The organism is Rhizobium sp. F40D2 (assembly GCF_051810745.2).
Taxonomy (GTDB): Bacteria; Pseudomonadota; Alphaproteobacteria; order Rhizobiales; family Rhizobiaceae; genus Rhizobium.
The window spans coordinates 3,526,769-3,551,239 of sequence record NZ_CM131436.1 but is presented as its reverse complement, the minus strand read 5'-3'; the positions used below and the strand labels follow the sequence as shown (position 1 = coordinate 3,551,239).

25 protein-coding genes and 3 pseudogenes are annotated in these 24,471 nt (G+C 60.8%); 12 read left to right on the top strand and 16 right to left on the bottom strand.

The window, feature by feature from the left end:
- Positions 1 to 147 precede the first annotated feature (147 nt).
- The 3 genes from ACS4RS_RS17095 to ACS4RS_RS17085 form a co-directional block, all read right to left on the bottom strand.
- Positions 148 to 1,467, bottom strand: a complete 1,320-nt coding sequence (locus tag ACS4RS_RS17095; protein WP_439010020.1) for an ATP-binding protein — start codon at positions 1,465 to 1,467, stop codon at positions 148 to 150.
- Entirely contained in the window at positions 1,464 to 2,204 is a 741-nt protein-coding gene (locus ACS4RS_RS17090) for a response regulator (protein ID WP_439010021.1), read from the bottom strand. Before ACS4RS_RS17090 ends, ACS4RS_RS17095 begins: the two co-directional genes overlap by 4 nt.
- 122 nt (positions 2,205 to 2,326) lie before the next feature.
- Positions 2,327 to 3,361 carry an alpha/beta fold hydrolase gene (locus tag ACS4RS_RS17085; RefSeq protein WP_439010022.1) on the bottom strand — a complete coding sequence of 345 codons (1,035 nt, stop codon included), beginning with the start codon at positions 3,359 to 3,361 and terminating at the stop codon, positions 2,327 to 2,329.
- A 327-nt stretch (positions 3,362 to 3,688) separates the two neighbouring features.
- Between ACS4RS_RS17085 and ACS4RS_RS17080 the strand changes: the two genes are divergently transcribed.
- Together ACS4RS_RS17080 and ACS4RS_RS17075 are read left to right on the top strand one after the other, a co-directional pair.
- Complete coding sequence (locus tag ACS4RS_RS17080; RefSeq protein WP_439010023.1) at positions 3,689 to 5,458, top strand: redoxin family protein; 1,770 nt, start codon at positions 3,689 to 3,691, stop codon at positions 5,456 to 5,458.
- 52 nt (positions 5,459 to 5,510) lie between these two features.
- A complete protein-coding gene (locus tag ACS4RS_RS17075) occupies positions 5,511 to 6,269 on the top strand; it encodes an alpha/beta fold hydrolase (protein ID WP_439010024.1) in 759 nt (252 codons plus the stop codon).
- A gap of 79 nt (positions 6,270 to 6,348) precedes the next feature.
- On the opposite strand, the pseudogene ACS4RS_RS17070 reads toward ACS4RS_RS17075, so the two are convergent.
- Positions 6,349 to 8,576, bottom strand: a pseudogene (locus ACS4RS_RS17070) (OmpA family protein).
- Between the two features lie 329 nt (positions 8,577 to 8,905).
- Between ACS4RS_RS17070 and ACS4RS_RS17065 the strand changes: the two are divergent.
- From ACS4RS_RS17065 to ACS4RS_RS17050, 4 genes are all read left to right on the top strand, one after another.
- A complete protein-coding gene (locus ACS4RS_RS17065) occupies positions 8,906 to 9,679 on the top strand; it encodes a transporter substrate-binding domain-containing protein (RefSeq protein WP_449313747.1) in 774 nt (257 codons plus the stop codon).
- Positions 9,680 to 9,792: 113 nt separating this feature from the next.
- Positions 9,793 to 10,599 carry an ABC transporter permease subunit gene (locus ACS4RS_RS17060; RefSeq protein WP_439010027.1) on the top strand — a complete coding sequence of 269 codons (807 nt, stop codon included), beginning with the start codon at positions 9,793 to 9,795 and terminating at the stop codon, positions 10,597 to 10,599.
- Positions 10,596 to 11,426, top strand: coding sequence for an ABC transporter permease subunit (locus ACS4RS_RS17055; RefSeq protein WP_439010028.1), 831 nt, complete (start codon positions 10,596 to 10,598; stop codon positions 11,424 to 11,426). The genes ACS4RS_RS17060 and ACS4RS_RS17055 overlap by 4 nt, the downstream gene beginning before the upstream one ends.
- A 172-nt stretch (positions 11,427 to 11,598) precedes the next feature.
- On the top strand, positions 11,599 to 11,865 hold the full coding sequence (locus ACS4RS_RS17050) for an usg protein (RefSeq protein WP_003594110.1): 267 nt from the start codon (positions 11,599 to 11,601) through the stop codon (positions 11,863 to 11,865).
- Between the two features lie 16 nt (positions 11,866 to 11,881).
- On the opposite strand, the gene ACS4RS_RS17045 is transcribed toward ACS4RS_RS17050, so the two are convergent.
- Positions 11,882 to 12,607: a DUF2270 domain-containing protein gene (locus ACS4RS_RS17045; protein WP_439010029.1), complete on the bottom strand. Its 726-nt coding sequence runs from the start codon at positions 12,605 to 12,607 to the stop codon at positions 11,882 to 11,884.
- A gap of 114 nt (positions 12,608 to 12,721) precedes the next feature.
- Between ACS4RS_RS17045 and ACS4RS_RS17040 the strand changes: the two genes are divergently transcribed.
- The 4 genes from ACS4RS_RS17040 to ACS4RS_RS17025 all read left to right on the top strand — a co-directional run bounded on the left by ACS4RS_RS17040 (position 12,722) and on the right by ACS4RS_RS17025 (position 15,140).
- Positions 12,722 to 13,540, top strand: a complete 819-nt coding sequence (locus ACS4RS_RS17040) for a methyltransferase domain-containing protein (RefSeq protein WP_439010030.1) — start codon at positions 12,722 to 12,724, stop codon at positions 13,538 to 13,540.
- A 102-nt stretch (positions 13,541 to 13,642) separates the two neighbouring features.
- Positions 13,643 to 14,329, top strand: a complete 687-nt coding sequence (locus tag ACS4RS_RS17035) for a glutathione binding-like protein (protein ID WP_439010031.1) — start codon at positions 13,643 to 13,645, stop codon at positions 14,327 to 14,329.
- Complete coding sequence (locus tag ACS4RS_RS17030) at positions 14,326 to 14,667, top strand: metalloregulator ArsR/SmtB family transcription factor (protein ID WP_439010032.1); 342 nt, start codon at positions 14,326 to 14,328, stop codon at positions 14,665 to 14,667. The genes ACS4RS_RS17035 and ACS4RS_RS17030 overlap by 4 nt, the downstream gene beginning before the upstream one ends.
- Entirely contained in the window at positions 14,664 to 15,140 is a 477-nt protein-coding gene (locus tag ACS4RS_RS17025) for an SRPBCC family protein (RefSeq protein WP_439010033.1), read from the top strand. Before ACS4RS_RS17030 ends, ACS4RS_RS17025 begins: the two co-directional genes overlap by 4 nt.
- Before the next feature lie 7 nt (positions 15,141 to 15,147).
- On the opposite strand, the gene ACS4RS_RS17020 is transcribed toward ACS4RS_RS17025, so the two are convergent.
- From ACS4RS_RS17020 to ACS4RS_RS16995, 6 genes and pseudogenes are all read right to left on the bottom strand, one after another.
- Complete coding sequence (locus tag ACS4RS_RS17020; protein WP_439010034.1) at positions 15,148 to 15,600, bottom strand: DUF1801 domain-containing protein; 453 nt, start codon at positions 15,598 to 15,600, stop codon at positions 15,148 to 15,150.
- A 36-nt stretch (positions 15,601 to 15,636) separates the two neighbouring features.
- Complete coding sequence (locus ACS4RS_RS17015) at positions 15,637 to 16,107, bottom strand: DUF1801 domain-containing protein (protein ID WP_439010035.1); 471 nt, start codon at positions 16,105 to 16,107, stop codon at positions 15,637 to 15,639.
- Positions 16,108 to 16,127: 20 nt separating this feature from the next.
- Entirely contained in the window at positions 16,128 to 16,277 is a 150-nt protein-coding gene (locus ACS4RS_RS17010) for a hypothetical protein (protein ID WP_439010036.1), read from the bottom strand.
- 100 nt (positions 16,278 to 16,377) lie between these two features.
- Entirely contained in the window at positions 16,378 to 16,788 is a 411-nt protein-coding gene (locus ACS4RS_RS17005) for an SRPBCC domain-containing protein (RefSeq protein WP_439010037.1), read from the bottom strand.
- A complete protein-coding gene (locus ACS4RS_RS17000; RefSeq protein ID WP_439010038.1) occupies positions 16,785 to 17,108 on the bottom strand; it encodes a metalloregulator ArsR/SmtB family transcription factor in 324 nt (107 codons plus the stop codon). Before ACS4RS_RS17000 ends, ACS4RS_RS17005 begins: the two co-directional genes overlap by 4 nt.
- Before the next feature lie 369 nt (positions 17,109 to 17,477).
- A pseudogene (locus ACS4RS_RS16995) lies at positions 17,478 to 17,849 on the bottom strand (hypothetical protein).
- 161 nt (positions 17,850 to 18,010) lie between these two features.
- Here ACS4RS_RS16995 and ACS4RS_RS16990 point away from each other — a divergent pair.
- Both ACS4RS_RS16990 and ACS4RS_RS16985 read left to right on the top strand, forming a co-directional pair.
- The gene (locus tag ACS4RS_RS16990; RefSeq protein WP_439010039.1) at positions 18,011 to 18,880 is read left to right on the top strand and encodes an NAD(P)-binding domain-containing protein; all 870 of its coding nucleotides are present in this window, start codon (positions 18,011 to 18,013) and stop codon (positions 18,878 to 18,880) included.
- Entirely contained in the window at positions 18,877 to 19,560 is a 684-nt protein-coding gene (locus tag ACS4RS_RS16985) for a DNA alkylation repair protein (protein WP_439010040.1), read from the top strand. The genes ACS4RS_RS16990 and ACS4RS_RS16985 overlap by 4 nt, the downstream gene beginning before the upstream one ends.
- Before the next feature lie 90 nt (positions 19,561 to 19,650).
- Here ACS4RS_RS16985 and ACS4RS_RS16980 read toward each other — a convergent pair.
- The 5 genes and pseudogenes from ACS4RS_RS16980 to ACS4RS_RS16960 form a co-directional block, all read right to left on the bottom strand.
- Positions 19,651 to 20,496, bottom strand: a pseudogene (locus ACS4RS_RS16980) (LysR substrate-binding domain-containing protein).
- Positions 20,497 to 20,943: 447 nt separating this feature from the next.
- A complete protein-coding gene (locus ACS4RS_RS16975; RefSeq protein ID WP_439010041.1) occupies positions 20,944 to 21,966 on the bottom strand; it encodes a porin in 1,023 nt (340 codons plus the stop codon).
- 655 nt (positions 21,967 to 22,621) lie between these two features.
- Entirely contained in the window at positions 22,622 to 23,110 is a 489-nt protein-coding gene (locus ACS4RS_RS16970) for an Lrp/AsnC family transcriptional regulator (protein ID WP_131709235.1), read from the bottom strand.
- 69 nt (positions 23,111 to 23,179) lie between these two features.
- The gene (locus tag ACS4RS_RS16965; RefSeq protein ID WP_449313746.1) at positions 23,180 to 23,812 is read right to left on the bottom strand and encodes a uracil-DNA glycosylase family protein; all 633 of its coding nucleotides are present in this window, start codon (positions 23,810 to 23,812) and stop codon (positions 23,180 to 23,182) included.
- 4 nt (positions 23,813 to 23,816) lie between these two features.
- The gene (locus tag ACS4RS_RS16960; protein ID WP_439010043.1) at positions 23,817 to 24,374 is read right to left on the bottom strand and encodes a thermonuclease family protein; all 558 of its coding nucleotides are present in this window, start codon (positions 24,372 to 24,374) and stop codon (positions 23,817 to 23,819) included.
- Between the last annotated feature and the right edge of the window lie 97 nt (positions 24,375 to 24,471).

Here is a 24,471-nt window from a genome sequence, read left to right as displayed (position 1 = left end):
GATCGGGTTGAACGGAGTGTGGTTTGACCGACTGTTATATCCGGCATGTTTCCGAAATCGGCCGAAATGTCACAAAACGTAGCATCCGGCATCCAGGACATTGTCCCATACAAACCGCCGGAAATTTTCCGGCGATCCCGGCCATCGTCACCGAAGGGTGACTTCCGCCGCCAGTCCGCCGCCGGCGCGATTGTAGAGCCGGAGCGATCCGCCGATCTTGGCCGTCAGCTGCTGGGCGATCGCAAGACCAAGACCGGTGCCGCCGGTCTCCCGGTTGCGGGATTGCTCCAGCCGGAAGAAGGGCTGCATGGCGGCTTCAAGCATATCGTCAGGAATTCCAGGCCCCCGATCCATCACGGTGATGACCACATTGTTTTCCGCATTGTGTTCGACGCTGATTTCGGCAGCACCCGCAAACTTCAACGCATTGTCGATGAAGTTCGACAGGATGCGGCGAAGGGCGTGTGGCTTGGTCAAGGCGGCGCCCTGAACCAGCCCGACGACGGTGACTGCCTTGCCGGTGTCCTGATAGTCGTAGGATATGCTGTCGATGAACGAGGCGAGATCGATGCGGGCATTCTTCTCGCCGCTGCCGTGGGCGCTGCGCGCATAGGCTATACCGTCCTGGACGAGGCGCTGGATCTCGCCGAGATCATGCACCAGCTTGTCCTTCTCAGGCGATTCCTCCGCCATATCGGCGCGCAGGCGCATGCGGGTGATCGGCGTCTGCAGATCGTGCGAGATGGCCGCCAGTATCTGGACGCGCTCTTCGAGGTAATGGGCGATCCTCTCCCGCATCGCATTGAATGCCCTCACCGCATGCGCGACCTCGCTCGGACCGGCCTCGCTCAAAGCGGGACCGTCCTTGTTGGGGTCGAGGGCATCGGCTGCGGCAGCAAGCGCACCGAGCGGCCGGATCGCCTGGCGAACCGCGAACCATGTACAGAGGATAAGCAGCAGCATCTGGGTGAAGAAGACATAGGGCAGCCATGCAGCGATCGGCATGACGCCCTTCGGCGTGACGTCGATCGTCAGCGGGCTTCCGTCGCTTAGCGTCAGATGCGCCTGCAATCGGTTCACCTCACCCGGAATCCGTTCGATGCTGATCGGAAAGCGATGTCCGGTCGCCTCCTCGATCTTGCCCGATATCTCCGCCCCCTTGCTTGACGTGTCGGGTACGCCGGGAAGTCCGGGCCCGAGAACGAAACGGTAATTGCCGCGGCTCAGCCGGTCGAGGAGATCGCCGCGTTTGCCTGGCGGAAGCCGGTCGAGAACGGCGATCGACGTTGCGACGTCATTCTCCAGCGTGCCGAGCATCACCGCCTTGGCCGACATGGTGCGCTCCATATAGAGCACACTGAAGGACAGCCCGTAGGCAAGGGCGAGACCGATCAGCAGGATGAGGAAGATCCGCGACCGCAACGTCCTCGGCCACATCAAACCCGAGAACCAGGAGATCGCCCTCATTGGCGCAGCTCCGTGATTTCGACCGGAACGGAAAATACATAGCCTTCGCTGCGCACCGTCTTGATGTAGGTCGGTTCGCGCGCATCGTCTCCCAGCCGCTGGCGCAGGCGGCTGACCAGGAGATCGATCGAACGATCGAAGAGATCGGCATCGCGGCCCTGCGTCAGGCTCAAAAGCTGGTCGCGATTGAGCACCCGCTGCGGGTGATCGATGAAGACGCGAAGCAGCCGGTACTCGGCACCGCTGAGTGCAATCGCGGTCCCCTCCCTGTCGAGAAGATGCCGGGCGACCGTATCGAGCCGCCAGTCACCAAAGCTCAGCAACTGCCCGGCCTCGCTGATCTGCAGGTTCGGCGGCAGCATGCGCGTGCGCCTGAGCACCGCCTTGATGCGGGCAAGCAGCTCGCGCGCGGCAAAGGGCTTGGCGAGATAGTCGTCGGCGCCCATCTCCAGCCCGAGGATCCTGTCCATCTCATCGGTGCGGGCCGTCAGCATCAGGATCGGGATCGCCTTGTGCCGGCCGGCGCGCAGTTCGCGGCACAGCACCAGCCCGTCGTCGCCAGGCATCATCACGTCGAGCACGATCAGGTCGACGGCATTGGCTTCGAGAAAGCTGCGCATCTGGCGCCCGTCCGCGGCAGTGCTGGTCCTCAAACCATTCTTCTGCAGATAGCCCGAAACCAGCTCGCGGATTTCGCGATCGTCGTCGACGACCAGGATGTGATCGACATGATCCATATGTTCCTGTACCCTTACCGATAGAAGCGGCCGCGCCCTCCTTCTCGATATTGAGGCGGCTGACGCGACCTACGCATATTCCGCCGGCCCAAGCAACGAGGCTCTGCGGCCGGCCTCATCGATCAGAAGCGGTCGACGTCGATGACCGCCTGCGCAAAGGCTTGCGGCGCTTCCTGCGGCAGGTTGTGGCCGATGCCGCCGCTAATCGTGCGATGCTCGTATCGGCCGGAGAATTTTCCGGCATAGGCGGAAGGCTCCGGATGCGGCGCACCGTTTGCATCCCCCTCCATGGTGATCGTCGGCACGGAGATCATCGGCAATGCGGCGAGCGTCTTCTCATAGGCATCGTATTTGGCCTCGCCTTCGACAAGCCCCAGGCGCCAGCGATAATTGTGAATGACGATCGCGACATGGTCGGGATTGTCGAAGGCGGCGGCCGACCTGTCGAAAGTCGCATCGTCGAAATTCCACTTCGGCGAAGCCGTCTGCCAGATGAGCTTTGCGAAATCATGAGTATTGCTCTCGTAACCCAGCCGCCCACGTTCGGTTGCAAAATAGAACTGATACCACCAGGCCAGTTCCGCCTTCGGCGGCAGCGGCTTCAGGTTGGCCTCCTGGCTGCCGATCAGATATCCGCTCACCGAGACCATCGCCTTGCAGCGCTTCGGCCACAATGCCGCCATAATGTTGGCCGTCCGCCCGCCCCAGTCATAGCCGGCAACGACCGCCTTCTCGATATCGAGCGCATCGAGCAGCGCAATCATATCGGCAGCCAGCGCCGACGGCTGACCGTTGCGCGGTGTCTGGTCGTCCAGGAAGCGGGTCGTGCCGTAACCGCGCAGATAGGGCACGATCACTCTATAGCCTGTTGAGGCCAGCAGCGGCGCAACATCGACGAAACTATAAATATCGTAGGGCCAGCCATGCAGCAGCAGAACAACGGGACCATCCGGGCTGCCGGCCTCGGCATAACCAATATCGAGCACGCCCGCGTTCACCCGTTTCAGCGCTTCGAAAGACGTATTGGTTCCGGCCTTTACGGCCGGCAGCGCCGACTGGGCGGCCGCCGTACCCGTCACGCCGAATTCGACGGCGGCAAGCGCGATTGCCGTCATGCCGAAGAACCGGCGGCGGTGATGGTTGATTTGCTCTGACATCGGTCTCTCCTGTCGAATGAATCACGTCCTCAAAAGACGTTCCACTTGTATCAGCGATATGTCACGAGCCATCGTTATTGAATGCCGATGTAGCTTCCGGCCGCCGGGATACATTCCGATACAATCGCGCCGTTTTCATCGCTCGCCGTCGCTGCGACGCCGGTTTGTGTCGCTCTGTATCACGATCAACCATCAGCAACAGTTCGGTACATTTTCCCGCGAAACCGGACACATCCGGTATACGTCGACCCGGCCATATCCCCTCCGTTGCTGGTTCAGGCCCATCGCCGTCCAGAGCCCGATCAATCGGTTTCAAAGGAAACGATGATGACACTGCTGATCATTGCCTATCTCGGAGGTGCGCTGACAATCCTCAGCCCCTGCATCCTCCCCATCCTCCCCTTCGTTTTCGCCCGCGCCGGACAGCCTTTCGTCAAGAGCACGCTGCCGATGCTGGCGGGCATGGCTGCCACCTTCGCCCTCGTCGCCACGCTGGCCGCGGTCGGCGGCAGCTGGGCTATCCGCGCCAATGAATATGGCCGCCTCGCCGCAATCGTCCTGCTGGCGCTCTTCGGCGCCAGCCTGCTGTCGCCGCGCTTCGCAAGCACCCTTGCCCGGCCGATCGTCGATCTCGGCAACAATCTCCTGAACGCCAACGGCGGTGGACGCGCCGCGCCGACGGTCAAGAGCGCCCTCATCCTCGGCGTCGCCACCGGCCTGCTCTGGGCGCCCTGCGCCGGGCCGATCCTCGGCCTTGTTCTCACAGGCGCCGCCCTTCAGGGCGCCAACCTGCAGACCACCTTCCTGCTCGCCGCCTATGCCGCCGGTGCTGCAACCTCGCTTGCCGTCGCCTTGCTTGTCGGCGGCAGGATATTCGCCGCGATGAAACGTTCGCTCGGCCTCGGCGACCGGATTCGCCAGGGTCTCGGCGCTGCGGTGCTCGCGGGTGTCGCAGTCATCGCCCTCGGCCTCGACACCAGCCTGCTGTCGCGGCTTTCCTATGCGAGCACCGCATCGCTGGAACAGGCCGTGCTCGACAGGCTGCATGCCAAGCCCGTGGGTGGCACACCCTCCGAGGTCGCCAGCAACGACGTGATGATCGCAGACGCCAAGAAACCCTTCCGCAGTGATCTGCCGGTCGAAGGTTATGCGCCCTCGCTCGACGGCGCCGTCGAATGGCTGAACTCCAAGCCGCTGACCACCGAGCAGTTGCGGGGCAAAGTGGTGCTCGTCGACTTCTGGACCTATTCCTGCATCAACTGCATTCGCACGATCCCCTATGTCAAAGCCTGGGCGGAAAAATACGCCGATCAGGGCCTCGTGGTGATCGGCGTCCACGCCCCGGAATTTGCCTTCGAGAAGAAGCTCGACAACGTCAAGAAGGCGGTCGGTGACTTTGATATCGGCTATCCCGTCGCGATCGACAATGACTACAAAATCTGGCGCGCCTTCGAGAACAGCTACTGGCCGGCCGGCTACCTCATCGATGCCGAGGGCCAGATCCGCTACCATCATTTCGGCGAAGGCAATTATGGCAGGACCGAAAAAGCTATCCAGGACCTGCTGCGCGAAGCCGGCAGCCAGATGACGTCAAGTGCGCCGGTCGCACCGGACGCCAAGGGCGTGGAAGCAGGTCCCGACCTTGGCAATATCCGCTCCGGCGAAACCTATCTCGGCTACGAACAGGCGGCGAATTTTGCCTCGCCCGAAGGACTACAGGCCGACGCGCCGCATAAGTATTCGATCGCAGAACCCGGCCTCAACGGCTGGGGCCTGTCCGGAACCTGGACTGTCGGCAAGGATCAGGCGAGGCTTGATCAGGCCGGCGGCGGCATCACCTATCGCTTCAGCGCCCGCGACCTGCATCTCGTTCTCGGGCCTGGCGCCGATGGCAAACCGATCCGCTTCCAGGTGACGGTCGACGGCAAGGCGCCGGGACCGGACCACGGCTCCGACATCGATGCCGACGGCAATGGTACGGTGACGGCGACCAGGCTTTACCAGCTTGTCCGCCAGTCCGGCACGGTCGGCGCCCGCAACTTCCAGATCCGCTTCCTCGATCCCGGGGTGCAGGCCTACGCCTTCACCTTCGGCTGACCCGCAGACTGATCAATTCCGATCCTCGACAACCACCAATGGAGTGATACCCATGAACAGACGTCTTCTCTTCACGGCAGCCCTTGCCTTCGCCACCACCGCCATCGCCTTCGCAGCAGAGGCTGCGGCGGTGAAGAACATCGTCATCGTCCACGGCGCGCTCGCCGACGGGTCGGGATGGCGCAAGGCGACGGAGATCCTCCAGAAACGCGGCTTCAACGTCACCATCGTCCAGGAGCCGATCACCTCATTCGACGACGATGTGGCGGCGACGAAGCGGGTTCTCGACCTCCAGGACGGACCGAGCCTGCTCGTCGGCCACAGCTATGGCGGCATGGTCATTACCGAAGCCGGCAACGACCCCAAGGTTGCAGGCCTCGTCTATGTCGCAGCCTTCCAGCCCGACAAGGGCGAGAGTCTGCTGGGCCTCGCCAGCTCCAAACCCGCAGGCAGCATGGACATCAAGGAAACCAAGGACGGCAAATATCTCTATCTCGATCCGGGCGCCTTCGCCGCGGATTTTGCCGCCGACCTGCCGAAAGCCGAAGCCGATTTTCTGGCACGATCGCAGGTCTTCGCCTCGAAGCAGGCGTTCGGGGCCAAAATCGCCGAGCCGGCATGGCTGACAAAACCCAGCTGGTCGATCGTCGCCACGGAGGATCGCGCCATCAACCCCGAACTGGAACGCGACATGGCAAAACGAGCCGGCAGCGAGGTGACCGAGATCAAGGCAAGCCACGCTGTCTTCGCATCCCAAGCAGAGAAGGTCGCCGACATCATCGAAAAGGCGGCCAGGAAAGCCGGCGAGTAGAACCGGCGGGATGGGGGCAGCAGATAAAGGGAAAAGGCTATAAAATGCCCCTCCCCAAAATGGAGAGGGGCAACGATATTTACTGGTTGGCAGCCACCGGCCGAACCAGCGCCGTCACGCGGCGGATGGTAACGCGGCGGTTTTCCTGTTCGGGGCCTGAGGTGTTGACCTTCAGATATTGCTCGCCATAGCCCTGGGTCGCCAGGTTCTCCGGCGGGATGCCGTAGACGTCCGAGAGCACGTTCGCGACCGATTCCGCCCGCTGGTCGGAGAGGATCAGGTTGCTCTGATCGGTTCCGACGGCATCCGTATGACCCTCAATCAGGAAGGTTTCGCTCGGATCCTTTTTCAGCACCTGACTGATCGCGTCGGCAACCTTGCGCAGGGTGCGCGCCTGCGTCATCGGGATATCGGCGCTGCCGGTCGCGAAGGTGATCGTGTCGAGGTCGATGCGGCGCACCTTGTCGCGGATACGGGCCGAATACTTCACCTCGTTAAGCGAGTAGACACGCTCCACCGGCTCAACGGGCGGCTCGCTCAGGAACTCGTAATAATCCCGGTCCGGGTCACTGCGAGTATCGATGATGTAATCGTTGAGCGGCACACGCAGCCGCATTGGCGGCAGGTCGGCGCCCGGATCCTCGAAATAGTCGCGGTCCGGATCATCATAGAGGTCCTGCGAATAATAGAGCACATGCTCGCGCCCGCGGGCGTCGACGCGCGACCGCTGAATGATGTCGCCGTAGCGGTTACGGATCGTGACAATGCGGTAACCCTCCGGCCGCGTGATCGTCTCGCGGTAGCGATCACCCGACAGCTCCTCATAGCTCGGCCGTTCGCCGTCGCGCAGGAACCGCCTGTCGTCGTCGCCACGCACGATCACCCGATTGTCGTACTGGATGATCACACGATTGTCGTCGGTGCTATCGTCGACGCGCGCGCCGTCGGGACGGACGAATTGCGGCCGCGCATCGAGCTTTCTGCCCTTCTCGCTGGTCACCGCTTCAAGCTTGATCGTCGGCGGCGCCTTGGCGCCGCTGGCGGCCTGCGCATCGGCATCCGAGGTCGGTACCTTCACCTCCTGGGTCTCGGCGCGCATCTTGTCGCGGTCGCGGCGGCCTTCGCGGCCCTTGCTGCGGTCGGCATCCTTGTCGCTGTCGAGCACGGCCGCACCGTTCTCGACCGGCAGCACGACGGTCTCGTTGCTCTTGGCCGGATCCGCGGCAATCTTCTTGCGGCGCTCCAGCTCTTCGGGCGAAACCTTTTCCCGCGCCGGGATGGCCTGCTCGACCTTCTGGCCGCCGCTGGCATCCGGCAACGGCTGAGCAGTGTCGGCCGCCGGCGCGGCCGGCTGCGCGCCTGCGGGCTGTTCGCCGGCAGGCTTTGCCGCGGTGCCGTCCTTCGGCTTTTCGGCGGGTGCCGCCTCTGGTGCCGCCGCTTTATCTTCGGTCGCCTTGCCTTCAGTTGCCTTATCTTCAGTTGCCTTGCCTTCGGTCGGCTTCTCCGCGGGTGCTGAGGCGTCGCCCTTTGCCGGCTTCTTCTCTGCCGGTGCTTCGGCGGCGGGTTTTGCCTCCGGCTTGACTTCGGGTTTGGCCTGCTCCTCGGTCGGCGTCACGGCTTCGGGAGCCGCAGTCTCGGCCTTGCCCTTGCCTTTATCCTTGCCCTCGGCCTTGTCCTGCCCTTTGGCGCGCTTGCCGCCTTCCGGCTTGGCTTCCGGCTGCGCCTGCTCTGTCTCCGGCTGCGCTTCCTTTGCCGCCGGCTGCTGTTCGGGCTGCGGCTGAGCCTCCGGCTCGGCCTGCTTCTTCGGCTTCCTCGGCTTCTCCTGGGTTACCGGCTGCTCCTGCTGCGGCGCGGCCTCCGGCTTGGCCTCGGGCTGGGCTTCCTGCTTGGCTTTCCGCTCGGGTTTGCTTTCGGCCTGCGGCGCGGGTTTTCCTTCGGCGCTTCGGCCTTCGGCGGTTCTGGCTCTGCCTTGGGTTCTGGCTCCTTGGGTTCAGGCGCCGGTGCCTCCTTGCGCTCGGCCTTCGGCTTTTCGGCGGGCGCCTCCTTCGGCTGCTCGGCGGCCGGTGCCTTCTCGGCCGGAGCCTCTTCCTTCTGCTTGCGCTTCTTCTTCAGCAACTCCTCATCGGAAGGCGCATCTTGAGGCGCGTCCTGCGCCACTTCGAAACTGCCTTGTTCGACTTGCCGCACGGCCTGTGCCTGCGTCGCGACGTCGCGCACGGCAGCCATTGCCGATGCCGGCTGGAACGCCAGCGAGAGGGAAAGCAGCGGAAAAGCCGCGCTTGCGAACAATCTTGATTTCATGCCCATCGGGTTTCCTCGATCCTGTTTGAGCTTCCTGAAGGCCGAGAGGCCCTGCTTCCGCGCCTAGCGTCGCATTGAGGCGAAACGGCGAAATGGCAATTGCCGAGCCGCCGATTTGTTCCGGTTCTAGGAAGCTGCGGATTAACCTCGCGTGAATGTTGCAGTCTGCCGACGTTCATCTCGCCTGCTATTTGCACCGCCCAATTGCGATGGGATTTGTGTTGCAATTCCACGAAAAAAAGTCTGATTATCGCCACAAGGCGGTCTAGGACCGTTGAACTGCAGCCGTCAGCCCACGAGAAAAAGAGCGGCGGCTACCAACAGAGAGGATCCTCATGCATATCTCCACCCGTATTTTCGCGGCAGCCTCGATCGCGGCGATCTCCCTTTTCGCCGGCTCGGCCATGGCCGATGGCGAGAAGTATGTGATCGGCACCGATTCGACCTATCCGCCCTTCGAGTTCGTCGACGCCAGCGGCACGATCCAGGGTTTCGACATCGACATCACCAAGGCGCTTTGTGCAGAGATGAAGGCCGAATGCTCCTTCGTCAGCACCGACTGGGACGGAATCATCCCGGCGCTTAACGCCAAGAAGTTCGATATGATCGTCTCCTCCATGTCGATCACGCCGGAGCGCTTGAAACTCGTCGACTTCTCCAACAAGTACTACAACACCCCGCCTGCCATCGCCGTGCCGAAGGATTCGAAGATCACCGACGTTGCCGGCCTCAAAGGCAAAGTGATCGGCGCACAGACCTCGACGACGCATGCCAACTACGCCGAGAAGCACCTCGCCGATACTGAGCTCAAGCTTTATCCGACGGCTGACGAATACAAGCTCGACGTCTCCAGCGGTCGTGTCGACGCCGTCATCGACGACGTCGTCGTTCTCTCCGAATGGGTCAAATCCGACGCCGGCGCCTGCTGCAAGATCCTGACGACTCTGCCGGTCGACAAGGAAATCAACGGCAACGGCGCAGGCATTGCCATCCGTAAGGGCGATCCGCTCAAGGAAAAGCTGAACACGGCAATCGCTGCGATCCGCGCCAGCGGTGAATACAAGAAGATCCAGGACAAGTACTTCGACTTCGACGTTTACGGCGAATAAGAAATTCGCTATCTGGCCAATCAAGGTAATGGCGGAAGGCTTGCTCTTCCGCCATTTTTGTTTGACAAAGATGGCAAGATCAAAACGGCAAAAGCCGTGAGGGGAATTCACGCATGGGCGGATTATTTTCCGCGCTCGGCTCCTTCTGGAGCGCACTTGTGCACATTTTGGATCCGCTGTGCGGACCCGTCGGCGTGTTCACCTGGCTGGGTCAGTCGACTATCCTTGCCTGTGGCGATACCGGCTGGGGCGACGAGATCGCACTTGGCCTGCAGGTCACCGTTTCGGTGGCGATCGTCACCCTGCCGATCGGCCTCGCCATCGGCTTCCTGGTGGCGCTCGGCCAGCAGTCGGAAGAAAAATCGCTGCGGCTGGCGGCCGGCATCTACACGACCATCTTCCGCGGTCTGCCGGAGCTCCTGACGCTCTTCATCATCTATTACGGCATGCAGATGCTCATCCAGTCTCTGCTGACCTTCGTCGGTTATGACGGACCGCCGGTCGAAATCAACGCATTCCTCGCCGGCGTCATCGCGCTTTCGGTGGTCTTTTCAGCCTACTGTTCGGAAGTCCTCCTTTCGGCCTTTCGCGCCATTCCCAAGGGGCAATATGAGGCCGGCGACTCGCTTGGCCTGCATCACGGCCGCACGCTGCGCCTGATCATCCTGCCGCAGTTGGTGCGCATCGCGTTGCCGGGCCTGACGAACCTCTGGATGGTGCTGCTGAAGGACACCTCCTACGTCTCGATCATCAGCCTTGCCGATATCCTGCGCCAGACGAGCGTCGCCGTGCGGGTCACCAAGGAACCCTTCTTCTTCTATGGTCTGGCCTGCTGCCTCTATCTGGTGCTGGCCATCCTCTCCTCCTTTCTGCTCGTCTATGTCGAGCGCTGGGCCAAGCGTTCGGAGATCCGCCGATGAGCTACGCCGAAACGCTGATCCCGCCGCAACCCGCACCTCGCGAAGTGATGAAGCCGATGACACCGGCGCGCATTGCCGGCTATATTCTCGTTACCGTCTGGGCCGTATTCGGCGCTTTGCTGGTGATCTCCGTGATCAACGGCTGGGATCCCGAGAAATTCACCCGCTACGGACCGCGTTACCTCCACGGCCTCGGGATCACGCTGAGCCTCGTTTTCATTTCCGTCATCTGCGGCGCAGTTCTGTCGCTGCCGCTTGCGGCGGCGCGCATGTCGAAGAACCAGGTGCTGAATGCGCTCGCCTACGGTTACATCTATTTCTTCCGCGGCACGCCGCTGCTTGCCCAGCTGTTCCTCGTCTATTACGGCCTCGGCGTATTCCGCCCGCAGCTTGAGGCCATCGGCATCTGGTGGTTCTTTCGCGAAGCCTGGTATTGCGGCCTTTTTGCCATGACCATCAATACGGCGGCCTATCAGGCGGAAATCCTGCGCGGCGCCGTCGAAAGCGTGCCGCACGGCCAGCACGAGGCGGCCGCGGCCCTCGGCATCCACAGGTTCATCGCCTTCCGGAAGATCGTCCTGCCGCAGGCTCTCATCGTTGCACTTCGACCCTACGGCAACGAGATCATCCTTTTGATCAAAGGCTCGGCTGTCGTCGCCATCATCACGGTGCTCGACCTGATGGGCGAAACCCGCTACGCCTTCTCCCGCACCTTCGACTACCAGACCTATCTCTGGGCGGCGATCTTCTACCTCGCCCTCGTCGAAGCGCTACGCCATCTCTGGGGCTGGATCGAACGCCGCCTGACCCGGCATCTCAAGCGTTGACGCATGCGGTTCGGCTTGGCAGCACTCTCCGAGAGATGCTGCCAAGCCATTGATACCAAAAATCAATTGTCCTTTTATAAAGTATCTGTAAAGCTTCCGCTAACCACTCGCATGTTTCCATATCACTTAGCGCTAGTAAGCGCGCGAGTGGGAACGAGAAGAAGTGAACACGATGCACAAGGACATGGAAAAGCAGCTGCAGGGCTATGGTCTGACGACCGCCCAGATCCTCTACCACCTGCCGGATCATCCGGCGATTCTGCAGACTTATGTCTGGCAGGAATATGATCTCGCCCCCGATTTCCCCGAAATGCGCGGCTTCCTGAAATTCTGGGAAGAGAAACTCGACGGACCGCTGCATTCGGTGCGCTACATCCACCGTAAGCTGATCTCGGCGACCGAGTGGCGGGCGCTGAAGGGAGAGTTCATCCTGCACTGATCCGGCTTGCCCAGCATCAGACATGCGCCTCGCCACGGCCGAATTCGCCTTGATCGCGGACCGGGCTGAGCGCAAAACCGAGGATGCCGAGGTAGAAGACGGCGACGATGACGATGACCGCAAGGCCGGAAATGGGCCCCAGCACGGCATTGTCGATGACATAGGTCCATGACTGCGCCTGCAGCGCCGGCATGCCCTCCGTCTGCAGCTTCGGCGTCGAGATCTTCAGGCACCAGGCGAGAAACAGGATGGAATACATCCAGACGTAATTGCGTTTGAGCCGGCGGTGCATCGCGTCCCGATAGCTGAGCAGGAAACGCGGCTTGCGTAGGCTGCTGGCGACCACAGCGGCCCATTCTCTACCGGCCCCCGCCTGCGGCGCCAGAATCTGTGCGAAGTAGCTGCGCTCAATCTGGCGGATGCGGGCGCGGTAGATATCGAAGAAGCGGTAGCGCCGCGCCTCGATGATCAGAAGCAGCGTCACCAGCATCATTCCGAACAGCACGACTCCGTGATGCGAGGTTGGCGTCGACAGCGACACCGAGAGTAGAGCCGCCACCACGGTGATCGCCCAGTTCGACGTCCGATCGATGCGGTCGCGCCAGCTCGTCATCCGCCCGAGTTCGCCGCGGTAATAATGGCTGAGCGTGTTGGTAACCTCGCCCGGCGTACCAGGCAGAAGCAATGCCCGCGCATCCTCGCCATCCAATGCCGGTGACGGCCTGTCTTGCTCCGATTTCATGGCTTTTCCTCCCTTCGTCTTGTTTTTGGCCATTCTGCGCCCACAGCCACGCCATTGCAAAACATCGAAAGCCGCCTTAGACGCATGCGTGAAACAAAAGGACCGCGGACTGTTATGGCAAAGAAGATCGACGAAGAAGCCCTTGGCAAGGCCTATAACCGCGCTCTGGCGCTGGAAAAGGCCGGCGATGTCGACGCGGCCGTTGCAGCCTATGAGGAAGTCCTGGCGATTGATCCCGACGATCACGGCGGTGCAGCCGTGCGCATCGCCGCGATGGGCCGAGGCGAAACGCCGGTCAAGGCGCCGGACGCCTATATCGAGACCTTGTTCGACCAGCATGCCGAGGTTTTCGAAGACGTGCTCGTCGAGCAGCTTGGCTATCACGTGCCGATGCTGGTTCGCCAGCGGCTGCAGGCGCTGCAACTCGGGCCGTTCAAGCGACTGCTCGATCTCGGCTGCGGCACGGGCCTCACCGGCGGCGCGCTGCGCGACCTCTGCGAGGATATGACCGGCCTCGACCTTTCGGAGAAGATGGTCGAGGTCGCCCATGAAAAAGATCTCTACGAGACGCTCTTCGTCGCCGAGGTCGAGGATTTCCTCGACGACAATGATGAGGAAGCCTTCGACATCATCACCGCCACCGACGTGCTGCCCTATCTCGGCGCGCTCGAACCGCTGTTCTTCGGCGCCGCCGAGAATCTGACCCCCGGTGGCCTGTTCATCTTCTCCTCGGAAACCCTGCCGGAGGTGACCCTTGCCGGTCGCGCCTACATGGTGGGCCCGCACCAGCGCTTTGCCCATGCCGACACCTATGTGAAAGAACGCCTGGCGGCCACCGGTTTTGAACTTGTCGAGATATCGGATATCAACGTGCGCATGGAAGACGGCAAACCGACCCCCGGCCATCTGGTGATCGCCAGATATATCGGCTGATACAATAGTTACACGATCGGCGAACTATCTGTTGCGCATTCCTTTCCGGCCTGATACTTAGTCATTCGGTAAAGTTTTCCACCAAACAGGAAAGGTCGTCGCATGTCGCTCGTGTTCTATGGGCATCCGCTCGCCTCCTTTTGCCACAAAGTGCTAGTCGCACTTTACGAAAACGGCACGCCCTTCGAAAACCGCCTCGTCGATCTCTCCGACGAGGCCTCGCGTGCCGATCTTTTCCGCTTCTGGCCGATCGGCAAGATGCCGCTGCTGCGGGACGAAGCGCGCGACAGCACGGTTCCCGAGACGTCGATCATCATCGAATATCTCGACCATTATTATCCTGGCCCCGTTTCCCTGCTGCCGTTGGAAATCGATCGGGCGCTGCAGGTCCGCCTCTGGGATCGCTTCTTCGACCATTATGTCCAGGCGCCGATGCAGACCATCGTCAGCAATCGCCGGCGCCCCGAGGGCAAGGAGGACGAGACGGAGGTGGCCGCCTGCAAGGCGACGCTTGCCACCGCCTATGCGATGATTGAAAAGCAGCTCTCCGAAAGCTCATGGATCTCGGGCGAGGTCTTTACCATGGCCGATTGCGCTGCAGCCCCCGCCCTCTTCTACGCCGAGACGCTGGTCCCCTTTTTAGAGGAGCAGCCGAGGCTTCGCGCCTATTACGACCGGCTCCTCGCCCGCCCATCCTTTGCAAGGGCGCTGGAAGAGGCCCGGCCTTATTTCAAGTTCTATCCCTACCATGACAGACTGCCCAACCACTTCCGGGATACCGCGATATGATTGATGGCCAGGCGGGTCTCGACCGCATGTTCCACGCGCTTTCCGACCGCAGCCGCCGCGGCATGATCGACCGCCTCGGCCGCGGCCCGGCTTCCGTCACCGAACTGGCTGAGCCGCTTGCGGTTGCCCTGCCGACGGTGATGAAACATCTGCAGGTGCTGGAGGCAAGCGGCCTCGTACTCTCCGAAAAATCCGGCCGGGTGCGAACCTACCACCTGCAGCAGGACGCGCTTGCAGCCGTCGAACGCTGGGTGGAACAGCGGAAGAGCCGTTGGACCGCTAGCTTCGACAGGCTGGATCAATATCTCACCGAAGAACCGGGGACCTTTTCCGAATGACGACACGATCCGCCGAACACACCACCCTCGTCATCGAGCGGCGCCTGAAGGCGCCGGTCGCCCGCGTCTTCCGCGCCTGGTCGACGCCGGAGGCCAAGCGCCAATGGTTCGCCTGCCACGACGAATGGGCGGCGCTGGAATACGACCTCGACTTCCGCCCAGGCGGTACCGAGCGGAACTATGTCGCCGATACCGATGGTCTTTTGCATGCTTTTGACGCCCATTACATCGATATCGTGCCCGATGCCCGCATCATCTATGCCTATGAGATGAAGCTCGGCGAAAGGCGCATTTCCGCCTCGCTCGCCACCGTCGCCTTCGAAGCCGACCCCGAGGGCACCAGGATGATCTTCACTGAACAGGTGGCCTTTCTCGACGGCTACGCCGACAACGGCGCCCGCCTTCAGGGCACGGAAATCGGCCTCGACAATCTCGAACTCTTCCTAGAGCGCGAGACGAACTCGATCCATTAGCCGAACCTCAGCCCCTTGATTTCTTCCGGGATACGGCAGCCTTTGCTGACATATTCAAAGCTGCGGCGGCGCGAAAGAGCGTCTTCAACGCCTCCTCGTCGATCTCGTCGCCTTCATGGAAATCGATGGCCCGCCTCGTATTGCCGTCGAGGCTGGAATTGAAGAGAGCTGAAGGGTCCTGCAACGAGGCGCCTTTGGCGAAGGTCAGTTTCACCGCGCTCTTATAGGTCTCGCCGGTGCAGATGATGCCGGAACGCTCCCACACTGGAACCCCTCGCCACTTCCATTCCTCGATCACCTCGGGCTCGGCCTGCTTGATGAGCGCACGGATCCTGGCGAGCATTTCGCCGCGCCAATCGGCGAGTTCCTTGATCCTCGTGTCGATCAGTTGAGACGGCGAGGCTCCCCCGGTTGCGGCCCCGGAATCGCTCTTCTTCATGGCTGCTGTTGCTTTCTTCATGGTTCCTCCCGCCCGTCATTCGAGGGGTACTGGTTATTATATCCGCACGCCCGGCAGTTGGCTCGCCTGCTCCACCCAGACTGCAAGCTGGGCTTCATCGATATCGTCGTCCTCACGGATATCGAGATAGCGGACTTCCTTCTGCTTGGAATGGCCAGGCGGCAGAGGCTGCAGCAACGCACCCCGGAAGAATGCCACCTTGACGTATTTCGTGAAGCAATGAATGCCGAGGAACCAGCCCTGCCCTTCGATGCCGTAGAACGGCGAGTTCCATTTGACTGCCTTATGCACATTGGGCACCGTACGTGTGATCAGTGCATCGAGGCGGCGCCCGACGCCGCTTTTCCAGCCCGGCATCACAGCGATATAGGCCTGCACCGGAGCTTCGCCGCAACCCTTGGCGATCTGAGGATTGCCGCCCGAAAGAAGGATCGGCTCTGCAGCGGACGGCTTGGCGGCGGCCTTCCTGGTGAGCGTCACTTGGGTCTTGGACGTCTTGCCGGCCATTGCGTCACTCCTATCTCCCACTATCTCCCACGCCATCTGTTGGCATAGGGCAGCAGAAAGAGGTAAAGACCGGTCAGCAACAGCAGGCCAAGCGGCAGCAGCGCCAAGAAGCCCACCCAGACGGTCGATTTCTCCTGTACCATGGCGATAATATTGAGAATGACCGCCACGGTAAAGGCAACGGACAGCCAGCGGTGGCTCTACCGCAACCAGTTGTTCCAGTTCAATGGGACCTCCCCCCGTTTAAATCAGCCGAGGCGATGGGCGGCCTCACTCCATCCGCGCGAGCACCTGCTCCAGATTTCCAAGGAACTGCGTCCACCCGCTCCTGGCGCCGCCGTAAGCCTGCCGCTGATCCGGCCGGAAACCCGACTGCTCCATACGCAGATGCGTGCCCGTGCCGGTCGGGGTGAGAGTCCAGGTGACGGTGCTTTCAAGACCGTATGCATCCCAGCTATAGGACAGGGTCGTGTTCGGCTCGACCTCCAGAACCTTGCAGTCGACCGAGCCCCAATCGGCGTTGAAGCTGAAGCGATGATCAACGGCCGGCTTGAAGTCGCTTTTCATCAGCCACTCCTGGATCAGGTGCGGCTGCGTGAGCGCCCGCCAGATCTTTTCCGAAGGAAAAGGGATTTCCCGTTCGATGACGACGGAGCGCGTTTCTGTCGATATGTCGGTCATTGATCCATCCTTTTCAGCAAATCTTCGAGATCGTTGAAGCGGTTTTGCCAGAACCCGGCCATCTCGCTCGTCCAGTCGACCAGCGGAGCAAGCGCACCGAGCTGTGCGCTATAATGCGTCTGGCGGCCCTCGTGGCGGTCGCGTACCAATCCGGCCTGTTTCAATATGCCGAGATGTTTTGAGACGACCGGCTGCGAGACCCCGGCCCGAGCCGTAAGAGCCCCGACCGTCTTCTCCCCTTCCCGGCACAACCGCTCGAACAGTGCCCGCCGGGTTGGATCAGCGAGCGTTTTGAACAGCGCGTCTTGAACATCGGACATCTGGAATTCATACCTATTCAGCTATGGATTAACGTATAGCTACGTAGGAATACGTTCGTCAAGAGGTAAATGAAGATGAATGATCAGTGGGCCAGCAGATGCGAATGCCAACGAGCCGGCGAACACGACCGTCAGCGACTGAAGCATAGCCAATTGGCTATACATCGATGCGTTTTTGGCGCGAGAATCAGGCAAGCAGTCGCTTGGAAATGGACATGGCCGCATACACCTGTACGTCAATTTGCCAACAGAACTTCGAAAGCCGCGGGCGGCTTCCGGAGATATCCGACTTAGCCGCCTCGTTCGATCTCAGGAACCGGAAACGACCTTCAGATTGCCGCCATGGCTGCTGATGGCAGCCTTCTTCCGCTATCCTTCCCGACGTTCGGCAGCCAGCCGCTCCCGCATAAAGCCGGCCCCGCCTGCAAGGCGCGTCGCCAGCAGGCTCGTGGGATCGACCATGCGCCAATAGGGCGTGACGGTCGAAACCGGTTCGCCCTTTTGCAGCGCGCGGAAAGACAGATGGGCAGTCGCGCGCAGATGCCGCTGCACGGTGACGGGACAACAGGCGTCCGCCCCGTATTCGGCAGCGAGGCGGCGGCGGAGGATGCCAAGCTCGGTGAAAACACCTTGCTGTGTCGATCAGATCTGCTCTGCGACCATCTGCTGCGATGGAATAAGCATCGACTGCATTCCACTGCGGCCTTTGCGCCGCGGCTTGATCGTTGGAGTTTCGCGCATGTCACCCCCGGAAACATTTGCCTGCGTCCCATATAGGGCTGAGGCGAACGGCGACCAGCCTCATATCCGTCTATCGCACGGAAGTGCGTCTTGCCGGCTTTTCTGCTCCGGCCGTTTCGGTTAATCCTCAGGTCCTCGCACTCCGGATAAGGACAGGACATATGGCTAAAGTCGCATTCATCGGTCTCGGCGTCATGGGTTTTCCCATGGCCGGTCATCTGAAGACGAAGGGCGGCCACGATGTCACCGTCTACAATCGTACTGCCGAAAAAGCCGCCGCCTGGGCAGAGAAATTCTCCGGCAAATCCGCGCCCACCCCGGCCGAGGCTGCCGCGGGCGCCGATTTCGTCTTCGTCTGCGTCGGCAATGACGATGATCTCCGGTCGGTGACATTGGGCGAAAACGGCGTCCTGCGCGGCATGAAGGCGGGTTCGGTGTTGATCGACAACACCACCGCCAGCGCCGAGGTCGCCCGCGAACTTTATGCCGCTGCAAAGGAAAAAGGCGTCGATTTCATCGACGCTCCCGTTTCCGGCGGCCAGGCCGGCGCTGAAAACGGCGTCCTGACCGTGATGTGCGGCGGCGATGAGGGCGCCTTCGATCGCGCCAGGCCCGTCATCGACGCCTATGCCCGCATGGTCGGTCTGATGGGACCGGCGGGCTCTGGCCAGCTGACCAAGATGGTCAACCAGATCTGCATCGCCGGCCTCGTCCAGGGGCTTGCCGAAGGGCTGCATTTCGGCAAGCGCGCCGGCCTTGATATCGAAAAGGTCGTCGAGGTGATCTCCAAGGGGGCGGCCGGCTCCTGGCAGATGGAAAACCGCCACAAGACCATGAACGCCGGCAAATATGATTTCGGCTTCGCCGTCGACTGGATGCGTAAGGATCTCGGTATCGTGCTCACCGAAGCCCGCCGCAACGGTGCCAAGCTGCCGGTTACCGCCGTCGTCGACCAATTTTACGGCGACGTTCAGGCGATGGGCGGCAATCGCTGGGATACATCCTCGTTGCTTGCGCGTCTGGAGAAATGATCGATCCCTCCTCCGATGCGGCCGAGCTGATCGCGCATCTCGAAACGCTGCGTTCGGAGGAGAATGTCGCCGGCATGGCGCGCTTCGGCATCGTCACCACACGCGCCCTCGGCATCTCCAATCCCGATATCAGGGCGGTCGCCAGATTGGCCAAGAAGAATCACGCCAGAGCAATCGAGCTCTGGCGAAGCGATATCCGTGAAGCCCGCTTGCTCGCCCTCTGCACCGCCGAGCCGAAACGACTGACCGCGGAAGAAGCCCGGAATTGGGCCAATGATTTCAATTCCTGGGAGATGGTCGATTGCGCCGCCGATCTCTTCGTCGAGGCCGGGCTGGACGCGCTCATCTCAGAATTTGCCGACGACGAGCGCGAATTTGTCAGGCGCACCGCCTTCGCCATGATTGCAGGTGCCGCCGTCCATCGCAAGAACGCGTCCGACACCCTCATCCTTGCTTGGCTACCGCTGATCAAGGCTCATGCCGGCGATCCTCGAAACTTCGTGCGCAAGGCGGTCAATTGGGCACTCCGCAGCGTCGGCAAGCGCAACCTCGCCTGCCATTCACCAGCCCTCGCCCTTGCCAAGGCGCTAGCAGAAAGCCCTGACAAAACCGCCCGCTGGATCGGCAAGGATGCCGTCAAGGAACTGGCCGGCGAAAAGCTGCTGGCACGGCTGAAATAGGCGCATGCCGGTTTCAAGGCGAATCCCTTCTTCGTCGATGCTGCTTCATCAATGCTGCCGGGATTTTTCGACCAGGAAATCGATCAGCACTCACACTGCCGGGGGCATCCCCTTAGCGGTCGCGAAGACGATATGGAACTGGCTCTCCTCCGACTGCCAATCCGGCATCACCCGCACCAGCTTGCCGGCCTGGAGATTGGCTTCGCAGGCGCTTTCGAGCAAAAGCCCGAAGCCGAGACCGGCACGGGCCGCGTCGAGGATGGCGGTCATGCTGCGGCAGGTGAGCCGCGGCTGATGTCGAACCACGCGATTGGCCTCGTTCGGACCAATCAATTCCCAGCTGGGAAAAGACACCAATGACGTCAAAGCAAGCGTCGGAAAGTCGGCGAACTCGTCCACGAAGTTCGGGCCGTCGGTACGCTCGACCAGCGAGGGACCTGCGACCAGGATACGCTGCGCATGGTCGAGCTTGCGCATCCTCAGGCTCGTCTGCGTTTCCGGCTCGTTGGTCGCCCTCACCTCAACCCCAAGATCGATCCGTTCGTTGATAATGTCGGCGCACCGATCGGAGCCGATGATCTGCAGCTTGATCTTCGGATAGCGCTCCAGGAACTCAGACAGGATTCCCGCGACCTAGATATCGACGGGGCTGAGCGGGCAGCCCATCCGCACCATGCAGTTGGGCCTCGCTGACGATTGACTTGGCGCGGTAGGCCTCCGGCAAAATGTCTGGCATCTTATAGAAAGCCTGACCGATCTCCGTCACCCGGAAGTGACGAGTCGAGCGCTCCATCAGCCTTGCGCCAAGGCCGTCCTCAAGGCGGCTGACCCGTCTGCTCAGCTTCGATCGCGGTATCTTCAGATCGCGACTTGCAGAAGCGAACCGCCGCTGCAGACAATAGCGGCGAAATAATAATAGTCGTTGAGATCGTCCATAAGCTGCCCGCGAGAAGGAAATGAATGCGGCCCCCCTACAAAGGGTCGTATCGCCTCTCCAACGAAGCTTTATTCACATTGTTGGTGTTAGATTTTCTTTTCGAAACCTGTTGCGGCAAAGCCAGCCGACGTCCGAATAAGGAAGAGATCAACAGCTCCGTCCGCACGATAATGCTATCGACTGATAGAGCTCGCTTGAAAATTAAAATGCGAGTACCTCGAAAACAAGACTGCCAAGGAGCCTGCGTGCGAATACGCAACGGACCGGGTCGACTAATCTGGAAAGGCTTCCGAGAGACTGGCCAAAGGACTGATCGTTACAAACGCTATAGGGACGGCCCGGCAGGGAAGACCGGACCCGTCCCCGTAGCTGATCGGAGGTCACTGGGATCAGAAATTGATTTGAGGTGCCCCCGGTCCAAAGACCGGGAGCATTGACCGAGTGGATTAGAACGAACGCTGCAGGCGGAAGTAGCCCGTCGTGGAGTCGTCGCCATCATCCGGATCGAGGTACTGAACCGAAGCCTTGGCGTAGAAGTTGTCGACGATCTGGTAATCAACCGTCAGACCAACCTTCCAAGCATCGCCGAGACCGTCGAAGTCATCCGGAACAGCCTTGTCGCCACCGAAGTAGTTGCCGTAGTACTGAACGGCCGGGGTGATCTTCAGCTTGTCGGTTGCCTTGATGGCGTATTCGGCAGCAATAGCCCATTCAGCCGAAGAGTAGTAGGAGTTCGGGCCCGAGGAGTATACGCCAGCGAGGCCGAGCGTGCCGGGGCCGATTTCAACCGTACCCATAGCGCGGATTGCACCGTCTTCGTTGTCGAAGTCCCAGCCGCCAGTGACCTGATAGCTGAAGGCACCAGCCGTACCGCCGACGCCGAAGGCAACACCAACGTTGTTGGCTTCTTCATCAGCCTTGTAAACGCCGTCTTCCAGTTCGTCGACGCTGAGGCCAGCGTAGAAGGTTCCGCTTTCATACTGATAGCGCATGGAGTTGTGCAGCGTTACAACCGAACCGATATCGTCGGTTTCGCCGGAGAGGCCATCGTCCCACCAGCTGTAGAACAGACCAGCGCGGAAGCCCGCGACGTCGAGGTAAGCGGAATCGAGGATGGCTTCCTGATCGGTGGCGTTGTCAGCATTGAACTGCATGACGATGACGCCGGTCAGCGGACCATACTCGGTGTCGCTCTTGGCCGTGAACTGAACCTGACCGCGGGTAACCGCATCCCAGTCAGAATCGCCGCCGACATCTTCGCCAATGTTAACCTGGAAACGGATGTAGCCTTCGATCTTGAGGCAGGTTTCGGTGCCCGGGATGTAGAAGTAGCCGGTGCCGTAAGCGTCGCAGACGCGAACATATTCAACCGGTTCCGGCTCAGCAGCAACAATAGCGTCAGCTGCAAGAACCGGCGTCGATGCAGCAAATGCTGCTGCTGATGCAAGCAAAACCATTCTGATGTTCATTTACCAATCCATTCCTTTGTCGATCGGGGCTGGCTTCCAATCGGGTAGTCAATTTGAAGCCGGCCCTGTTTGAACAGCCATCTCGGCGTGCGGATCGATCGAACCGCGAAACCGTCATCACATACCAGACCTTATCAAGCAATTCTCGATACACGCCGGATGGGTTCCGCAAAGCAACTTTCGCCGGCGACGTGATTTTTATACAACAATTTCAATTATTTAGACAGCAGACGCAGGAATGGCTCCGCGACGAAAAACCTCCATCGCAGGCCGCAAACGCTATGCCCCATTTGTCAAAATCTCCACCGCTCGACCCCCGTCGAACATTATTGGTGAAGTGCATAAACTTACCGCTGGCTAATCAACACATAAAAGGCAGCGGTTTAGAACTTGGTGTCCTGAATTCGATACCAATGCGTCAAAATGATGACATAGAGCTCACTGGTTGCATTCAACGTAGCGTCAAATTCCTTACCAGGCTATGTATTTTTCGGAATTTTGGTTGGATTCGAGCGTTTTTTCGCTATTTCTAGGGCTTTTTTTGCAGTCGTGATGACATTCCGCCGCTCCGCACCTGCCGGGTCGGCGCACTCAAATCTGGTCGGGTCGACCCAGACAATCCTCGCGTCCTCGGGCCGGGCGGTCGCAGACCGGTTCAATCCTCGTTGGATTTGGCATTGTCGAGCATCATGTAATCGAGCGGCAGCTGCGTCGAATACTTGATTTGCTCCATCGCAAAGGCGGAGGAGACGTCGCGAATTTCGATCTTGGCGATCATCCGCTTATAAAAGGCGTCGTAAGCGGCGATATCGGGCACGACAACTCGCAAGAGATAGTCGACGTCACCGCTCATCCGGTAGAATTCCACTACTTCAGGGAATTCGGCGACCACTTCGGAAAAGCGCCGCAGCCATTCGATCGAATGGGTGGCCGTGCGAATCGACACGAAGACGGTGACCTTGGTGTTGACCTTCTCCGGATCGAGGATAGCGACCCGGCGCTTGATGACGCCGTCCTCTTCCATTTTCTGGATGCGCCGCCAGCAGGGCGTCGTCGAAAGTCCGACTTTTTTGGCGAGATCGGCCACGGCAAGGGTCGAATCTTCTTGCAGCAGACGCAGTATTTTTCGGTCGAGGCGGTCCATGCGCGCATCAGTCCTTTCGAATTATTTTCTTTGTATAACGCGATTCCGTGCGACGAAAAGAATTTTGTTTCAGGAAAGCAGCATTTTCGTTCGATTCTGCAAGACCGGGAGCAATTCCTTCTCGAACCATGGATTGCGCTTCAGCCACCCGCTGTTGCGCCAGCTCGGATGCGGCAGCGGCAACACCGCCGGTGACCGGTTAGACAACAGAGCGTCCCGCCATGCCTGCACCGTTTCGGTCATATTGCCCCGCCTTTCGCCCTCCATGTGCCAGGCCTGCGCATATTGGCCGATGACCAGCACCAGTTCGATCTGCGGCATGGCCGCAATCACCCTTGCCCGCCAGAACGGCGCGCATTCGCGGCGCGGCGGCAGATCTGCACCCTTGTCGTCATATCCGGGAAAGCAGAAACCCATCGGCACGATGGCGAATCGGTCGCGGTCGTAAAAGCTTGCCCTGTCAACGCCGAGCCATGACCGCAGCCGGTCGCCCGAAGAATCGTCGAACGGCAGGCCGCTCGCATGCGCCCGAAGTCCGGGTGCCTGTCCGGCGATCAGGATGCGTGCGCTCGACGAAATCACGGCAACGGGCCTCGGCTCGTGCGGCAGCCGATGTGCGAGACCTTTCGCCGGCGCGTCACGACAGATGCGACATGAGGCAATCTCCCGCCGCAGCATCTCCAGCTTGGCTTCGTCGCTCATTTCTTCACTCCCATCCGACGATCCGTCTGATGAAGCGCAGCGGGCCGTCGAAATCGGAACTCTGGCGCACATGGTCGCGCACATCGCGCGGCCGCTCGAAAGTCCCGGCCCAGAGGCCCGCCTTGGCGGCCCTCGCCTCGGCCTCCTCCTTGCCATAACCGCCGTAGGAGATGGCCATGCCCCGGCGCACCATGGCGGCGTTGATGTCGCTGCCCGTCCCGCTCCGGCAGACGACGAGCAGCCTGTCGTAGCGGTCGCGCCGGCTGCCCCGGCAAAGCGTTCCCGATGCCAGTACCATGCCCTGCAGCGCCTCGCGCGCCGCCCGCCCGCAAGCCCAGGCATGTCCAGCCCGCTCGCAGCTCTGGTTGAGCTCCGGTGCATCGATGCCTTCAAGGCGCAAACGTGCGTCTCCCAAAGTCAGACTGTCGCCATCGACAGCATCGAAAGCGCCCGCATGCTCAATTTTTGCTGCATCGTTGAACTTGGCGGCGATCAGCGCCAGGAGCGCCAGCAGGGCAAAAGCGGTCACGCCGTCGCGAATCAGGCGCAGGCACCGTGTCACGCTTTCGCCTCCTTAAAAAACAAATCCTTGGCAAAGATGGCAAACATCTTCTTAAGAATTGCCGGTTAAGCTCTTATCCACCCTGGGATGAAGTTTC

Coding starts and splice junctions, on each gene's coding strand:
- ACS4RS_RS17095 (WP_439010020.1), bottom strand. CDS start 1,467: ATGAGGGCGATCTCCTGGTTCTCGGGTTTGATGTGGCCGAGGACGTTG.
- ACS4RS_RS17090 (WP_439010021.1), bottom strand. CDS start 2,204: ATGGATCATGTCGATCACATCCTGGTCGTCGACGACGATCGCGAAATC.
- ACS4RS_RS17085 (WP_439010022.1), bottom strand. CDS start 3,361: ATGTCAGAGCAAATCAACCATCACCGCCGCCGGTTCTTCGGCATGACG.
- ACS4RS_RS17080 (WP_439010023.1), top strand. CDS start 3,689: ATGACACTGCTGATCATTGCCTATCTCGGAGGTGCGCTGACAATCCTC.
- ACS4RS_RS17075 (WP_439010024.1), top strand. CDS start 5,511: ATGAACAGACGTCTTCTCTTCACGGCAGCCCTTGCCTTCGCCACCACC.
- ACS4RS_RS17065 (WP_449313747.1), top strand. CDS start 8,906: ATGCATATCTCCACCCGTATTTTCGCGGCAGCCTCGATCGCGGCGATC.
- ACS4RS_RS17060 (WP_439010027.1), top strand. CDS start 9,793: ATGGGCGGATTATTTTCCGCGCTCGGCTCCTTCTGGAGCGCACTTGTG.
- ACS4RS_RS17055 (WP_439010028.1), top strand. CDS start 10,596: ATGAGCTACGCCGAAACGCTGATCCCGCCGCAACCCGCACCTCGCGAA.
- ACS4RS_RS17050 (WP_003594110.1), top strand. CDS start 11,599: ATGCACAAGGACATGGAAAAGCAGCTGCAGGGCTATGGTCTGACGACC.
- ACS4RS_RS17045 (WP_439010029.1), bottom strand. CDS start 12,607: ATGAAATCGGAGCAAGACAGGCCGTCACCGGCATTGGATGGCGAGGAT.
- ACS4RS_RS17040 (WP_439010030.1), top strand. CDS start 12,722: ATGGCAAAGAAGATCGACGAAGAAGCCCTTGGCAAGGCCTATAACCGC.
- ACS4RS_RS17035 (WP_439010031.1), top strand. CDS start 13,643: ATGTCGCTCGTGTTCTATGGGCATCCGCTCGCCTCCTTTTGCCACAAA.
- ACS4RS_RS17030 (WP_439010032.1), top strand. CDS start 14,326: ATGATTGATGGCCAGGCGGGTCTCGACCGCATGTTCCACGCGCTTTCC.
- ACS4RS_RS17025 (WP_439010033.1), top strand. CDS start 14,664: ATGACGACACGATCCGCCGAACACACCACCCTCGTCATCGAGCGGCGC.
- ACS4RS_RS17020 (WP_439010034.1), bottom strand. CDS start 15,600: ATGAAGAAAGCAACAGCAGCCATGAAGAAGAGCGATTCCGGGGCCGCA.
- ACS4RS_RS17015 (WP_439010035.1), bottom strand. CDS start 16,107: ATGGCCGGCAAGACGTCCAAGACCCAAGTGACGCTCACCAGGAAGGCC.
- ACS4RS_RS17005 (WP_439010037.1), bottom strand. CDS start 16,788: ATGACCGACATATCGACAGAAACGCGCTCCGTCGTCATCGAACGGGAA.
- ACS4RS_RS17000 (WP_439010038.1), bottom strand. CDS start 17,108: ATGTCCGATGTTCAAGACGCGCTGTTCAAAACGCTCGCTGATCCAACC.
- ACS4RS_RS16990 (WP_439010039.1), top strand. CDS start 18,011: ATGGCTAAAGTCGCATTCATCGGTCTCGGCGTCATGGGTTTTCCCATG.
- ACS4RS_RS16985 (WP_439010040.1), top strand. CDS start 18,877: ATGATCGATCCCTCCTCCGATGCGGCCGAGCTGATCGCGCATCTCGAA.
- ACS4RS_RS16975 (WP_439010041.1), bottom strand. CDS start 21,966: ATGAACATCAGAATGGTTTTGCTTGCATCAGCAGCAGCATTTGCTGCA.
- ACS4RS_RS16970 (WP_131709235.1), bottom strand. CDS start 23,110: ATGGACCGCCTCGACCGAAAAATACTGCGTCTGCTGCAAGAAGATTCG.
- ACS4RS_RS16965 (WP_449313746.1), bottom strand. CDS start 23,812: ATGAGCGACGAAGCCAAGCTGGAGATGCTGCGGCGGGAGATTGCCTCA.